Origin of the sequence: Novipirellula herctigrandis (assembly GCA_007859835.1) — a bacterium.
Lineage (GTDB): Bacteria > Planctomycetota > Planctomycetia > Pirellulales > Pirellulaceae > Novipirellula_A > Novipirellula_A herctigrandis.
Window position 1 is genome coordinate 5,623,009 of sequence record SJPJ01000001.1, and the last position, 15,500, is coordinate 5,638,508.

A 15,500-nucleotide genomic window follows, 5' to 3' on the forward strand; every position below is an offset into this window, starting at 1 on the left:
TTTGCGAAACTTGAGCCTGCTGCGCTATCGGCAACCGCAAACCCACGAATCGAGTTGACAAAGCAGTCGGTTAAGTGGATTCCAAGAAGCGGCTTAATTGCCCGGTCAATTCCTTCACTTCGCCTTTGAGTTGTTCGAGTAGTTTGGCAGCTTGATCGAAGTCCGCGTCGCGTCCAGCAATCTCAATTTGCATTGCGGTTTGCTGGACTGGGGTTTTCCCGAATACTCCGGCAGCTCCTTTGAGGGTGTGGCCGGCTCGCGACGTGCTTTCGCTGTCTTGCTCACGGATACCTTGGCTGATTTCTTCGATCCGTATCGTACACTCCTTTAGCAACACTTCGCTCAACTCGCGTAGCATTGCATCGTCACAGCCGCCCATCAACGTACGAGCTTCTTCAAGATTTAGAATGTTCGAGTCGACGGTGGATGCGTGTTCGAGAGTGTTGTCGATTTCGCTGTCTGAATTATTCGAGCATTGTGAGTTTGAATTTTCGATGTCCGCTGGTGCGATGTCCGTTGGTTCGGGTACTGGCAAAGTAATTGAATCCTCTGTCGCCACTTTTCGTAGTACTTTAGACAGAATTTCGGGGTTAATCGGTTTGGTCACATAGTCGTCCATCCCCGCTTCCAAGCATTTCTCTCGGTCGCCTTTCATGGCAGCGGCTGTAATCGCAATGATGGGAATGTGGGTTCCAAGAGGTTGTTCCTCAGAGCGAATTTTTCGTGTTGCTTCTCGACCATCCATCACCGGCATTTGCCAATCCATGAGGATGACATCAAAGGGATGTGCTCGCCATGCTTCGAGTGCCTGTAAGCCATTTTCGGCGACTTCCACTTGATGGCCCATCCGTTGAAGCAGTCCAACCGCAACGCGTTGGTTTACCATCCCATCTTCGGCCAACAAGACACGCAGAGGCTGAGCCGGTTTCTCAACGGGAGTAGATGGTTGTGCCGCTTCGAGATCTTCGGGCGAAATCATCATGTGCAGAATCGTATCAAGTAGCTCTGACTGAACGACGGGTTTGATCATATAGCGACCAACGCCAATTTCGCGGCAACGCTGAGAATCCGCTCGCTCGCTAGCCGACGATATCATGATGGTCTTGGGATGCTGTAGCTTCTGGTCATCATGCATCCTCTTTGCCACTGTGAATCCATCCATCTTTGGCATCATGCAATCGAGCAAAACCAATCGGTACGGATGACCCGAGTCAGCGGCGCGTCGCAGTTCCGCAAGTGCCGTGGGACCATCGGGTACACATGTAGGCTTCAATTGCCAAGAGCCAAGCACTTCCTGCAAAATTTTCCGGTTCGTTTCATTGTCATCGACAACCAACACAGCAAGACCGATTAAATCGGCGAGCACCGTAGGGCAGCTTGGGGGTTGGTCCTGGGCGATTCCTACGCGCATGGTAAAGTGAAAGGTCGTCCCCTCACCAACGGTGCTCTCAACCCAAATACGACCGCCCATCAAGTTGACTAGTTGTGACGAGATCGCCAGTCCTAAGCCGGTTCCGCCGTATTGTCGCGTGGTGGAAGTATCTACTTGAGAGAATGCTTGGAAAATCGACTTTTGCTTCTCTTGGGGAATGCCAATCCCCGTGTCGATAACGGAAAAGTGTAAGAGCGTGGAATGTTCGTCGATTTCATCGGAAACAACTGAAATGATGATCTCGCCTTGCTCGGTGAATTTCATCGAGTTTCCGACAAGGTTGACGATAAGTTGCCGAAGCCGACCGGGGTCTCCGACGATGCACTGCGGTACTTGCGGATCGATGCGACAGGCAAGTTCCAGTCCTTTTTTTGTGGCGCGCGCCGAGAGAGTACGCGTGGTTTTTTCAACGTTATCCCGCAAATCGAACGGAATCATCTCGAGTTCCAATTTGCCCGCTTCGACTTTTGAAAAATCAAGGATGTCGTTGAGAAGTCTCAGCAGCGAATCGGCACTGCCACGAACCATCCCGAGATATTCCTTCTGTTCCGGCGAAAGTTTGGTCCCGCTTAGCAGTTCCGACATGCCGATGATCCCATTCATCGGCGTACGAATTTCGTGACTCATGTTTGCTAAGAATTCACTTTTCGCCAAGCTCGCTTTGTGAGCTTCATCGCGTGCAATGACAAGTTCGGAATGCGTTTGATGTAAGTCTTGGCTCATCCGATTGAAGTGACCAGCCAATTGGGTGATTTCATCGTTTCCTCGGAGCGATACGGTGGTGTCGAGTTTTCCTCTTCGAATTGCATTGGTCGCAATCGCTAATTCACCGATTCGCCGGCGTAACGACAACGCAATCAGGCCTCCGATACCAAGGGCTAGCATCGTTGCCAAAAAGGAGATCCAGAAAATACGTTTTCGTAGTATGTTTGCTGTTGCAAACGCTTCCAACTCAAGACGCTCGTCGAGCAGAATCCACCCCAAGCCTGCGAAAGAACCATGTCCTTGTGATAAGGCATATGCTCCGATGAACAATTCGCCTGTCGCTGGATCACGTCGATAGGACACTTTTTCAGGTACCTGGGGCGTTAACTTGACTCCGTTGAGGTACGCGGATCCGTCCGCGAGCGGATTGGATGGGTCATTGCCCACGTGAATCACTCGCCCTTGGTCATTGAGCAAAACCAGCCGATCACTCGAATGAAACCTCTCAGCCCGACGATCCACGATGCTCAAAACTTCTTGGATGTTCATAACCGCTTTCATCACGCCGGCGAGTTGGCCTGCGTCATCTTCCACCCGAAGACAAATGTCAACCGAGTAGATGCCTGCACTCTCATCGAAAATAACGTCGCCAATATAGACACCGTCCTGGGCGGCACGTTGCCACCAAGTTTCGTCGTTTTGCCGGTAATCACTCGTTCGATTGGTCTGGGCGGCATTGGCACCAAAACGATTGGTGAAAAATACTTCGCCAAAGACCGAGTGCCCGCTACCGTTTTGTAGAGTTTCCAATCGTCGTTTTAGCTCTCGAGCCAATCGATTGGTCCTTAGCGACTTCATTAGTGGCGTCGGTTGATTCGGGGCCGTTTTCTGCCACTGCTCGTCACGACTGAGGATGGTTTCGGCGGGATCGTCGAACTGCTCAATTTTTGTATTCGATTCTGCAAGCGTCTGCTGTACCAAGTCGCTAAGGTTAAACGCTTTCCAGTCAGCAGTGCGAACATCCACCACGCGGTCAATCTCATCCATCACCGCAGTCGCCCTGGCCAAAGCAGTCGATTCGATCGCTTGACGAAGGCTTTGCTCGCTCGTGCGAGTCGCATACAGACCAACCAGCCAAATTAACAATGCTGGAAGTAGCGTGACGAGTAAAAGCTTGTGGACAATTCGCACGTTGCGCATCTCCGATGAGGACGATCGAGAAAATCAAACGCCATTTTTATTGTAGCACAGCTACCTCGTCAGTCCGCTCTCTAATTAGGGCCCATGTGCTAACCTGTAATCGGAATTAAGTCTCTGACCGGAAGGCGAACTGCCGAAGAAAATGGAATTGTGGCAGCGAATTTGCACTCGTGCCGGTAGTCCCTGGGTACACACATCGCCATGATACTCCATTACAATGAAACGATGGATGTAACAAACAGGTTAAAGGGCCAATCCGCGAGCGAACGTCGGTTGAGTTGGCATGGGCTTTTTTTCAGGCAAACAAGGGACCGATAATGACTTACGATCATATCCAAACGAGTTTGAAAGAAAATGTTCCTGTTGTGACGTTAGCGGTATCTAAATTTATTGATCGGCTGTTGATTCAAGAGACGCAGCAGGAGTTGATTTCGTATATCAAGTCGACAAAACCGGAAAAGATGGTGATTGACTTTAAGTCGGTCGAGTCGATTTCGTCAGAGTTCATTACCACGATGCTCCGGTGCAGTGAGTACGTGCGAAGCGAAAATGGAAAGCTTGCCCTATGTGGGATGAGTCCAGTGGTTAGGATGGCGTTCAAGGTCACGAATTTAGATGGAACGATATTGAGTATCCAAGATTCGGTGGTCAAAGCGATTGATTCGTTCGAATCTTAGGGGCAATTCATGACCAATCAAGTTCGGATTCTAGTAGTTGATGATAGCGCTACGCAGCGCATTCTGCTTGAATCACATTTAAAATCGGGTGGTTACGATATCCATACCGCTGGTGATGGTGTCGAGGCGTTGGAGTGCATCCAACGTGAATTGCCGGATATGGTTGTCACCGACTTGCAGATGCCGAATATGGATGGATTGCAGTTGGTCCGTGAGATTTCCGAGCAGCAAATTGATGTGCCCGTTATCTTGACCACCGCAGCAGGAAGCGAAATAATCGCTGCCGAAGCATTGCACGCGGGGGCGGCAAGCTACGTCCCCAAGAGTGCGTTGGCGACGCTGTTGCTTCCAACGGTTGTGCGTATTTTGGAGCTTCGCAAAGCATCTCAACCCAATCAACAATTGGCAGACTGCTTAGGCAGCGTCAGCATCCAGTGGCATTTGACCAATGATCAATCCCTTGTACCGGATCTGATTCGGCGCGTCGAAGCGATTCTCAATGAATTTGGCGTGTATGATTCAAGCCAACATATGCAGATTGCAATGGCGCTTGATGAATCGATTACGAACGCGATTGTTCATGGCAATTTAGAAATCAATTCGGATTTGCGAGATATCGATAATGGCCAACCGTACGTTGATGAAATCAATCGCCGGATGACCTTGCCACCCTACTGTGATCGTCGTGTCTTGTTTCGCATTCAAGCGGATCGCAACAACGCGACATTCACAATTCGTGACCAGGGTCCCGGTTTTTGCGTCGATAAGGTGGCCGATCCAACGGATATGGCCAATTTGGAAAACGTGAGTGGACGAGGTCTACTGTTAATCAACGCCTTTATGGACGAGGTTAGTCACAACGAGGGCGGAAAAGAGATTGTGATGGTCAAGTATTGCGATAATACTGCCGACGAGGTGTCGACGTGAACGAGCATCGATCGCCCCTGATACTCATGATCGAGGACAATCTTGATGATGTGGAAGCGGTGCGTCGTTGGCTGTCTCGAAGCGAAACCACGTACGATTTTGTCGGGGTTCGTACGATCAATGAAGCGGGACAATTAATTCGTGAGCGACTGCCCGACTTGATTTTGCTGGATCTTACGCTGACCGAGTCATTTGGGCTTGATAGTTTGCGGCAAGTGCAATGCATCACCGAAGTAACGCCGATCGTTATTTTTACGGGGATCTCCGATCGAAGTATGGCGATTCGGGCGGTTCGGTCAGGGGTCGAGGATTACATCCTAAAAAGTGAAGTCACGAGGCCTGAGCATCTTTCGCGCCCGATCGACTTGGCGATCGAACGAAATCGTCGCAAGTCGGCCGAAGTCTCGCTACTTGCCGTCGAAAGTCAGATGGATTTGGCGCGTCGAATTCAGTGTATGTTACTTCCCAAGCCGGACGAGTCATTCGCTAACGTCCAGTGGCGTGGACGTTGTGAACCGGCCGACCAAGCGGGTGGAGATTTCTATGATCTGATGGAAATCCCCAACGGTGGACTCGCGTTCGTGATCGCGGATGTCAGTGGTCATGGTCTTGGTCCCGCGATGCTAATGATGGAAACTCGCGCTATTTTACGAGCGATGGCGACGGTTTGTCATGACCCGGGAACGATTCTCACGCGTGCCAATCGGATCATCTATCATGACGTTCAAATGAAGTACTTTGTCACCCTCTTTCTGGGGTGCCTATCGGTAGATCGGCGGACGATATGTTATGCCAGCGCCGGGCATCCAGGGTACTTGCTCGGTGACAACCAAGCTCCGATTTCTCTTGAGTCTCTGGATCCGCCTCTGGGAATCGTCGCGGACAAAGTCTACACAACGGTTCAGTCGCCAGTCTCCTTCGAATCACGAACGCTGTTGCTCTTTACCGATGGCATCGTCGATTCCATTTCAGCAGAACCGACACAGCAATCATTTCAATTCGCTGTGGATCAAGTCTCTCGCCATGCCTCCGAACCTATTGCGAAACTGATCGATTTTCTGTTTGCTAACGTCGATCTGGACGATTTGGAACGAGACGATTGCACCGCTTTGTTGCTCCGCTCCACCAAGTCGCTGGCATCAAGTGCCAGCCCCCGCGTCCGCTCAGTAGGGCTTTCCAACTAGGCGATTCCGTTCTTTTCGATCTCGAGAACCTTTTCGAGCCGGCGGGCGTGGCGTTCAAGCGGAGTGTATTTTGCGTTTAGGAACGCTTCGACGATTTCAAATGCCAATTCAGGGCCGATGATTCGTCCGCCGATACAAAGCACGTTCATGTCGTCGTGTTCAACGCCTTGGCGAGCCGAGTACGTATCGTGACAAATCGCGGCGCGAATGCCTGGGATTTTGTTTGCCGCGACACTAACGCCGACACCGCTGCCGCAGACGATGATCCCCTTGTTCGCTCGCCCACCAAGCAGTTCCTTTGCCACAGCGACTGCAAAATCGGGGTAATCGCAACTCGCGTCGCTATTGGTGCCACAGTCAATTAATTTGCTGACATTCCGCCCAAGTCGTTCGACAATCATGTTCTTGAGGGGAAAACCAGCGTGATCGCCGCCGATGGCTACGCGAAGGGAATCAGAGTCAGGCATTGGATGTTTAAAAGAAATAGAGGAATCGGGGAGTCGCAATTAATACCGCGAGAAGTAAAAATCGGCTACCGGGGGCGATGAATCGATCGTATTGGTCCGATCTTCCGGCTGATAAAAAATGGCTTGATCAGCAATCTGCTCGAGGAGAAAGGGGAGGGGAGTGAGGTCGGTTTTGGAGCGTTTCACTAAATCAGTTGGCCTCGGGTCGTCAGTTGGCCCCGGGTCGTCAGTTGGCCCCGGGTCGTCAGTTGGCCCCGGGTCGTCCCATTTTCGTTGTTCCCAAACGGAAACTCGAGCGAAAACTCGAAATCCTTCGCTGTTTCACCATGAATTTGCTGTTTCACTGTGAAACTGCTTGGAAAACAGCGAAACGGGGGGGAAAGCTGTTGTGACGATTTTGCGGCTTTGATAGGTTACCGGGCTACGCGCTTGGCAAGGTGCCTGGCAAGAGACACATATACTCTAACCCCCCCGACATTCGATTCTGGCCGGTTCGTCTCCCGACCACCGCGATCGAATCTCAATTGGTATTTTTTTCATGGTCAACCGTAACCTCATTCGCAGTCTCGAAGACGACGACATTTTTGCTGAATTAGCTCTCCTGGTCCCTGAGGATCAAGGGGAAGAGCTACTCCTGGAAGCCCTCGCGGCCGAACAACAAGACTACGCCCAAGGAAAACTCGTCGACGGGCACATCGTTGAAATCAATGACGAATGGGCACTTATCGATGTCGGTTTCAAAAGTGAAGGAACCGTCAGCCTCGACGAATGGAGCGGTGACGAGAACCCGCCTAAAGTAGGCGACACCGTCAAAGTCCTGATCGAAGAGATGGAGGACGAAATTGGGGCCGCCGACGATCCCTATGGCATGATCTCGCTGAGCAAGCGCAAAGCGGAAAAGATCATCGAATGGGAAGACATGATGGACAAAGTCGCCGAGGGCCAAGTGGTCACCGGGACAGTCGTCCGAAAAATCAAAGGTGGCTTGCTGGTCGAATTGGGCGTTATTCACGTCTTCCTTCCTGGCAGCCAAGTCGACATCCGACGTCCTGGCGACATCGGTGATTTCATTGGCCGCGTGATCCAAGCCGAAGTGCTGAAGATCGACGACACGCGCCGCAACATCGTTATCAGCCGCCGATCGCTCATCGAACGTCAACGCGAAGAAGACCGTGCGTACTTGATGAAGGAACTCGAAGTCGGCCAAATCCGCAAAGGTGTGGTCAAGAACATCGCCGATTTTGGTGCGTTCGTGGACCTGGGCGGCATCGACGGATTGCTTCACATCACCGACATGGCTTGGGAACGCATTGGTCATCCAACCGAAATGGTTTCGATCGATCAAGAAATCGAAGTCAAGGTGCTGCATATCGACCGCGAAAAGCAAAAAATTGCATTGGGTCTAAAGCAAAAAGACCGCAACCCGTGGGAAAACATCGAAGAGAAGTACCCGGTCAACAGCGATCACAAGGGCGAAGTTGTCAATGTGATGAGCTACGGTGCGTTCGTCAAACTCGAACCCGGCATCGAAGGTTTGGTTCACATCAGCGAAATGAGCTGGACCAAGCGAGTCAATCATCCAAGCGAATTGGTCAACATCGGCGACGAAATCGAAGTCAAGATCCTTGGCGTCGACCCCGAAGGCCAACAACTGTCGCTCGGAATGAAGCAAACTCAAAAGAACCCGTGGGACGAAGTTCTCGAGCGTTATCCCGAAGGTACCGACGTTACCGGCAAGGTGCGAAATCTGACCAATTACGGTGCATTCATCGAGTTGGAAGAAGGGATCGATGGTTTGCTTCACGTCAGCGACATGTCGTGGACTCGCAAGATTGGTCACCCCAGCGAAATGCTCGAAAAGGGCCAAGAGTTGGCTTGCCGCGTGTTGAGCGTCGACGAAGAACGCCGTCGTATCGCACTTGGACTCAAGCAGCTTGATAGCGATCCATGGGATGGCGACATTCCTGATAAGTATCAACCAGGCCAATTGGTGAAGGGCAAGGTCACTAAGATCACCAACTTCGGGGTCTTTATCGGCTTGGAAGACGGCTTGGAAGGACTGTTGCACATTAGTGAGCTTGCAGACCAAAAGGTCGAAGACCCAGAAGAAGTCGTCAAGGTTGGCGATGAGATCGAAGTCAAAGTGCTTCGCGTCGATACAGGCGAACGCAAAATCGGTCTTTCGCTGAAGCGAGTCGAATGGGATGAGGACCAAGAGAAGGCAGCCGCTGCAGCGGAAGCCGCAGAGAACGAAATCCCCGCATCGTCCGTTGACGGTGAGCTTAAGGGTGGTCTCGGAAGCGGCGAAGGCCCACTTTTCCCGGGCGGAGAATAACCGTTTCCGTACAGCCCTGTTGGGCTATGAAAGTTTAACAACTAGCGAATAAAACGCCGCCGAGTCTCTTGGCGGCGTTTTTTTGCGCGGCGTTTCTTTGCGCGGCGTTTCTATGCGCGGCGACGCTGGTCCAAAGCGATTTCGCAATTGCTTTCAAACTTCCGTTTTGCCCGATTATTCCGATTAGGTCAACTTATTGCCCTGTCTATGCCGATTCTAAACCGAAGAAGAGTCTTCTTCGGTCGCTAGGGATATCGGTATGGGCCTATTCGGAACAATTCAGCAGGCGAAAGGCGGACTTGACGTCGCCCAGATTGGGCTGCAAGTAGTCGGCAATAACGTCGCCAATACCAATACGCCCGGCTACATCCGCCAACAATTGCAGCAGTCCTCTTCGGTCTCGGTTCGTGAAGGGAACCTGATCAAAGGAACCGGCGTGCTGCCCACGGGCATCGTTCAAGTCGTCGACGAAGCCTTGGCCGAACGGATGATGAACGCCAAGACCGCCCTGACCGGTGCTGAGGCGTTAGAGAAAGCCTACAACCAACTTGAGGAACTCTCATCCGACCTCGATAACACCGGGCTCAGTCAGCAATTTTCTCAGTTCAATAACGCCATCCACGAGCTGTCGGCTCAACCAGGTGATGCATCGCTACGCGAATTCGTCATCTTGCAAGGCGAAACCTTGGCGACCAATCTGCGGCGAACTCGTCAAAACGCGATCGATCAACAATCGACCTGGGATGGCGACTTCAAAGAGATGGCGAACGAGATGAATCGTTTGACCGAACGGATCGCCTCGCTAAATCTCGAAATTTCAACGATCGAAGGCGGTGGCGGTTTGCGTAGTAGTGACGCGACCGGACTTCGCGATCAACGCTACCGCGATCTGGAAGAGCTTTCGACATACGTGCAAATCAACTACCAAGAACAAGAAAGCGGTGCGGTCAACGTCTTCGTCGGCGGCGACTACTTGGTCAGCAACAGTACTCACCGCGAAGTTTTCAGCGACTATAGCGAATCGGCTGGTGGGCAAGAAATCCGGATTATCGAAACCGACTCACCACTGCAAGTGACCGGCGGAAAGTTGGCCGCCTCGATCGAGGCCCGCGACGGAGTCTTCGGCGAATACATCGAGAACCTCGACAATATGTCAGCGGCCCTCATCCGCGCCGTCAATACGGCGCATTCGCAAGGGCAGGGCAGGGTCGGATATCAAACGCTTGCATCGAGTTTCAACGGAGAGAGCGGTGTACCGCTAGCATCCGCTGGTTTGACGTTTGTTCCAGATAATGGCACCTTTGACATGAACGTCGTTGATGCAAAAGGCGAAATTGTGTCAACACACCAGATCGCGATCCGAAGGCTCGGCCAAGTCACCGATTCCTCGATTAATTCGATCGTGAATGACGTCGATGCAATCGATGGTATATCGGCAAAAGTGACCAGCGATGGTCGTATCCACATTGATGCCGATTCACCAACCGCCGGTTTCACGTTTGGCGAAGATACCAGCGGGTTTCTAGCTGCAGCGGGGATCAACACTTTTTTCGTCGGCAAAAGTGCGGTAGATATCGATGTGAGTAGTCAGCTGAAGGAGAACAGCAACTTGTTGGCGATTAGCAGCAGTGGGATTGGCGAAGACACCGATGTACTTACCACGTTGGTTGATTTGGTCGACCGTCCGCTCGACCAACTCGATGGTCGCAGTGTCCGCGGTGTCTACGAAGGTACTTTGGCAAGTCTCGGTCAAAAAGTGAGTTTGCAGAGCAGCGAAGCCGAGGGGCTCAAAAATTTTCATGCCACGCTTGAGAGTCAGCACCTATCGATCACGGGTGTGAACATTGACGAAGAGTCGATCAAGATGATTGCGTATCAGCGAGCCTTCCAAGCCTCGTCCAAAGTCATCTCAACCGCCGCCGAGATGTTGGATATTCTAATGACGTTGTAGTCCAAACGCGATTTTACGCTTCAACGTACTCGCCTCATGTAGGTCACGAAATCTTTGTCAAGCTCACGGAGCGTCACGCCAAAGGCAGTCTCGAACATCTCCACACGTTCGCGTTTGGTGCGATCGACCATTGGCTTGCCGGCACTAAGCGTGCGAAGGTATTGGACATACTGTTCCCGTTTGGTTTTCAGAAGAAAATAGGTCAACGCCCAGCATTCAGCATAAGCCGACGCGGCTGTCGATGCACTGCGGAAACGCCCATCATCCGCAAGCAGCGTCGATAACGATTCCTCGGGGCGATCTCGGTAGTACTTCTTCCATCGCAGCAAATTCACTTGGTTGACTCGCCCAATTCCTCGCCAACCTCGCGAGTTGCGACGATCGGGTGATTCGAAAAATGTGGCGAGTCCTTCGCTGACCCACATTGGGTTGTCTGCGTACCGCCGCTGTAATCCACAATTGTAAGCGAGTTGATGCGTGGCTTCGTGAATGATCGTTGCAATGTTTCGTTCCCAATTTGGGACGTTGAACGTTGTCATTCGGTTACTGGCAAGATGGTAGTAGCCAATCATCGATTTGGCGGCATCTCCAATCTCTTTTTCTGCATGCGTCAGGAACGAGTTGTGGTCCTTCAAGACCAGTGCCACGAGCGGAAATCGAGGTTGAGGCAAATCCCAGCCTTGGTTGTCCCAGTAGGCGAAGAATCCTCGATAAAGCTGTTCAAAAAGGCTACCGACTTGCCGCGCGTGGAGTTCGTCGGTGTTATGCAAGATTAGGTAGTTTGCCGTCCGATAGATGGAGAAGTCGCTCGGCATTTCCGCAAGCATGCGAGTTGCCATCGTGTCGGCATCGATCGGTACAAGATCCTGCGATGTCGAATCGCGAGAAATCAACTCCTCGGGCTGGATCATCCAAATCCGCCCGTCGTCACCCAACAGCATCAGTCCGCCATCTTGTGCTTCGACTAGAATTTCACCAACGACCGACCTAGCATTCGTTTCGCCCTCGCTTTTGAATTGGACCACTTCCACTGCGAGCAATTGCGCTGGCACGGAAAAGCAGATCAAACCGATGAGCGTCAATGGGATGAAAATGGCTCGAAGCATGCGGTGCTTTTTCCTAATGATCACAAAAAACCTGTTCGTCCTTCTCTCGTACTATTCTAGCACGCTGGCGATGAACCCCAACACCTATTGCCAAAGCCAACAAAAGAACCATCGCCAAATACCAAAGGGCCAACGCTGCTTCTTGATACCTCGCACCACTATGTAGAAGTCCGAATAGTCGGGTCCCAACGGTCGAAACACCTGGAGGGGCCACTGGCAACGTGACCGGAACATCTCCCGACGCAACAATCGCAACGGCTAGTATCGAGGTGACCAAGGTGCCACTTAGAAGCGGACGTTCGATTCGCCAAAAACATTGCCACCATAATGAATCGAGCTTGGCACTTGCTAGTACTGAATTGTCGATGCTGCGGTAACCACTGCGCAGCACCCAATAGGCAACCGCAATCGCACGAACGGATAACGCCATGACCGTTGGCACAATAGTCATCTCGTAGAGAAACCGGAAAAGCGGAATGTTGTATTGAAACAACCCAACGACGGTTAGTCCAACGATCGGCCCTGGAATACAGAACATCACGACGCTGGCGATATCCATAATACGCTCGGCGGATTCGTTCTTTCGTCCAATCGATGCGAGTGGCCAAGCAAGAAGTGTTGCTAAAAGTCCTGTGACAAACCCAAGCACCATCGTCCATTGGTACTCGCGAGCAAACACGCGAGGAGCCGTCATCACCTGACTCATCGCCCGAGCAAGTGACCAATCAGTGGAAACATGATTGTCCGTTATCACGATCTGATGACCGGCTTTTGCGATCAATCCCACCACGGGTACTGCAACAACAACAAGCAAGCTTGCGGTGACAATCGCTGCGGCGATCAACGTGATCAACAGCCCCGGTTTTTCGGCATGCTCGCCGAGGTCCATCTCTTGGCGAGTTTGGGTTAGGCGACATCGTCTCGAAAGTGAGTTGCTTGAGAATATCACAATCCCGATGAAGGTAAACGCAATTGCCAATGGGACCCCACAAGTAACGATTACGGAAATTAAATTCGGGTTGACTGCGTAGAAGAGATAGAATTCATCCGCGATCGTACGATAGCCATAAAGATCCACGACCGTCATCTCGGTTGCTGCCAATCCTGCATTGGCCACACATGCAGCGAAGACCCACGGCCACGCGACCGGCAATTGGATCGTCCACCACGCTCGTAGTGGGCCAACATCAAGGGACGTGGCTTCGATCATTCCACGTGATTGGCTTCGAGTACCATACCAAGTTGCCACGGTCACGATCGCCGAACCGACGACCGCATGAATCCATCCCGATGCAACGAGTCCTCGAAATGCCTCAAAGGACCGGCTGCCCGTTTGCGTCATTGTGAGCCATCCAAATTTGCCGGCGGTCGCTTCCCAGGCCGCAGCGTGCAGAATCAGGGGAATAGCAATCGCCATGATCATTGCCAAAATAAACGCGTGGGCGAGCCATCGGCCGATGAACCCTGATCGGCTCAGAATGTCGGTCGCCCACGCCGAGGGGATGCCAATCGCTAGCGAAATGCTGACGGCAACCGCTACAAGCTGCAAAGTCGATAAAAGCGGATGCCACCAATCCAAAGCAAAGATCTCATAGAAAACAGCGAATCATAAAATAACGCTTCACACTAGAATCGTACGCATGAAGATAACTTCAATCCCCCAACTGTACCGAAACCTAAAACGATGGCGAGAGATCCTCGCTGTTTTGCAGCGTTATGGTTTGGCGGATTGGATGAGCCAATTCCAAAAACTTCCTTTTCGGGATCGGATTACTGACCCCAGCGGCGTGCCTCTTTCGCAATATTCACGCGAGCAACGGGTCCGAATGGCGCTGACGGACCTTGGGCCAACCTTCATCAAGCTTGGGCAAATCTTAGCGGCACGTCCTGATTTAGTCGGCCCAAAACTGGGAAACGAGCTGAAACGACTTCGAGCCGATGTCGCGCCCGATGACATCGAAAAGGTGCGAGCGACTCTAACCAAAGAACTTGGCGAAGGCTATCTCGACGCGTTCCAATATATCGATCCCAAACCTTTGGCAACTGCATCGATCGGCCAAGTTCACCGAGCAACGCTTAATGATGGCCGTTGTGTGGTAATCAAAGTGATGCGAGCAGACATTGAAAAGACGATGCGGCAAGATATGGACGTGCTCGCCGGGGTGGCTCAATTGGCCGAGCGGGTTGACACGTTCGCTGCCTGGGGGCCGTGTCAAATGGCCAACCAATTGTCAACGATGCTTCAACGAGAACTCGACTTTGGCCGTGAACGTCAAAATCTCGAATTTTTTGCCGAGATGCTTTCCAGTCGCAGCGACGAGGTTGCGATTCCCAAACCCGTTCGAACCTTATGTACCAAACGCGTCTTGGTGATGGACGAATTGGTCGGTCAAACGCTGTCGACATTCTTGCATGAACCGTTGAACGAATGGAGGCATGAATTGACGACGGAGAGTGAATCAGCGGAAAAGCAAATCAGTCAACCACTTGATACAGAGGATGGCGGCCATCAGCAGTGCAAACAACGATTGGCGGAGATTATCGCCAGCATCTATTTGACAATGATCTTCGATGAAGGGGTTTTTCATGCCGACCCACACTTGGGTAACTTGCTTTTGCTCGATGACGGTCGACTCGGCATTCTGGACTTCGGCATGGTTGGCCGAATTGACGAGACGCTTCGCGAATCGATCGAAGAGATGATGGGATGCATCGCACGCGGTGACCAAAATCGGTTGACTCGCTTGATTCGCCGGATTGGCGATGCACCACCGACGCTCGATGAATCGGCGCTAGCGATCGACGCAGCCGAGTATATTTCGACGTTTGGGCGACAAAGCCTTGGTGATTTTGATCTGACAGGAGCGCTCAACGAATTGAGCGATATGCTGCATCGTCATGCGATCAAATTGCCCAACCAATCTGCACTTCTTCTCAAAATGCTTATCTCGCTTGAGGGGACACTGCGCGAACTGGGGGCGAGCTTTGATTCGATGCAGGTTGTTCATACCTTCGTTCGAAAATCGATGTTGAGTCGATTGAGTCCAAGGCGTCGAATTCGGCAAGCTAGACGAATCTACATGGAGGCCGAAAACTTTCTGGAAATCGCCCCCGACGAGGTCCTCAACCTGATTCAACAAGCACGTCGAGGCGAAGTTCGCATGATTCTTGAGCACCAGCGGATTGGTCCGACAGTCAACCGAATGGTACTGGGGTTGATGGCCAGTGCTGTGTTCCTCGGTTCCTCACTCATGCTGGCGATGAACGTACCCCCCGTTCTCTTTCGCGAGACATCCTTTCTGGGGATTCAAAATATGAGTCTGCTCGGTTTGATCGGAGTCGTTGGAAGCGTCGCGGTCATGATGTGGTTGCTAATCGCGATCAATCGGAGTGGTCATTTGACGCGAAATAACGATGATTAACGCCTCCGTGCGTATCTCGACAGATATCTTTTTTGTGAGCCGAATTAGTATCGCCCCATAAAACCTAGGCGTCTCTTTCAGGTTAAACTGATGG

General features: G+C 51.8%; 10 protein-coding genes. 6 read left to right on the forward strand and 4 right to left on the reverse strand.

Annotated elements, in window-relative coordinates; translation table 11 throughout:
• Nucleotides 1–70 precede the first annotated feature (70 nt).
• Nucleotides 71–3,328, reverse strand: a complete 3,258-nt coding sequence (locus tag CA13_RS20595; protein WP_419194632.1) for a response regulator — start codon at nucleotides 3,326–3,328, stop codon at nucleotides 71–73.
• 326 nt (nucleotides 3,329–3,654) lie between these two features.
• Between CA13_RS20595 and CA13_RS20600 the strand changes: the two genes are divergently transcribed.
• Genes CA13_RS20600 through CA13_RS20610 form a run of 3 tightly spaced genes read left to right on the forward strand, consistent with a single transcriptional unit; the run spans nucleotide 3,655 to nucleotide 6,125 of the window.
• A complete protein-coding gene (locus CA13_RS20600; protein WP_146399820.1) occupies nucleotides 3,655–4,014 on the forward strand; it encodes an STAS domain-containing protein in 360 nt (119 codons plus the stop codon).
• Between the two features lie 9 nt (nucleotides 4,015–4,023).
• Nucleotides 4,024–4,941: a response regulator gene (locus CA13_RS20605; protein ID WP_146399821.1), complete on the forward strand. Its 918-nt coding sequence runs from the start codon at nucleotides 4,024–4,026 to the stop codon at nucleotides 4,939–4,941.
• Nucleotides 4,938–6,125: a PP2C family protein-serine/threonine phosphatase gene (locus tag CA13_RS20610; protein ID WP_146399823.1), complete on the forward strand. Its 1,188-nt coding sequence runs from the start codon at nucleotides 4,938–4,940 to the stop codon at nucleotides 6,123–6,125. Before CA13_RS20605 ends, CA13_RS20610 begins: the two co-directional genes overlap by 4 nt.
• Here the strand turns inward: CA13_RS20610 and rpiB are convergent.
• The gene (gene rpiB / locus CA13_RS20615; protein ID WP_146399825.1) at nucleotides 6,122–6,592 is read right to left on the reverse strand and encodes a ribose 5-phosphate isomerase B; all 471 of its coding nucleotides are present in this window, start codon (nucleotides 6,590–6,592) and stop codon (nucleotides 6,122–6,124) included. The two genes, CA13_RS20610 and rpiB, sit on opposite strands and share 4 nt — an antisense overlap.
• 538 nt (nucleotides 6,593–7,130) lie before the next feature.
• Between rpiB and CA13_RS20620 the strand changes: the two genes are divergently transcribed.
• Entirely contained in the window at nucleotides 7,131–8,927 is a 1,797-nt protein-coding gene (locus CA13_RS20620) for a 30S ribosomal protein S1 (protein ID WP_146399827.1), read from the forward strand.
• 259 nt (nucleotides 8,928–9,186) lie between these two features.
• Nucleotides 9,187–10,878, forward strand: coding sequence for a flagellar hook-associated protein FlgK (flgK, locus tag CA13_RS20625; protein WP_146399829.1), 1,692 nt, complete (start codon nucleotides 9,187–9,189; stop codon nucleotides 10,876–10,878).
• 20 nt (nucleotides 10,879–10,898) lie between these two features.
• Here the strand turns inward: flgK and CA13_RS20630 are convergent, their stop codons facing one another.
• Both CA13_RS20630 and CA13_RS20635 read right to left on the reverse strand, forming a co-directional pair.
• Nucleotides 10,899–11,984, reverse strand: coding sequence for a DUF1570 domain-containing protein (locus CA13_RS20630; RefSeq protein WP_146399831.1), 1,086 nt, complete (start codon nucleotides 11,982–11,984; stop codon nucleotides 10,899–10,901).
• Between the two features lie 13 nt (nucleotides 11,985–11,997).
• Nucleotides 11,998–13,563 (reverse strand): ABC transporter permease, encoded by a 1,566-nt coding sequence (locus CA13_RS20635; protein WP_146399833.1) that lies wholly within the window; start codon nucleotides 13,561–13,563, stop codon nucleotides 11,998–12,000.
• A gap of 61 nt (nucleotides 13,564–13,624) precedes the next feature.
• On the opposite strand from CA13_RS20635, the gene CA13_RS20640 reads away from it, so the two are divergent.
• Complete coding sequence (locus tag CA13_RS20640) at nucleotides 13,625–15,406, forward strand: ABC1 kinase family protein (protein ID WP_146399835.1); 1,782 nt, start codon at nucleotides 13,625–13,627, stop codon at nucleotides 15,404–15,406.
• Nucleotides 15,407–15,500: the final 94 nt, after the last annotated feature.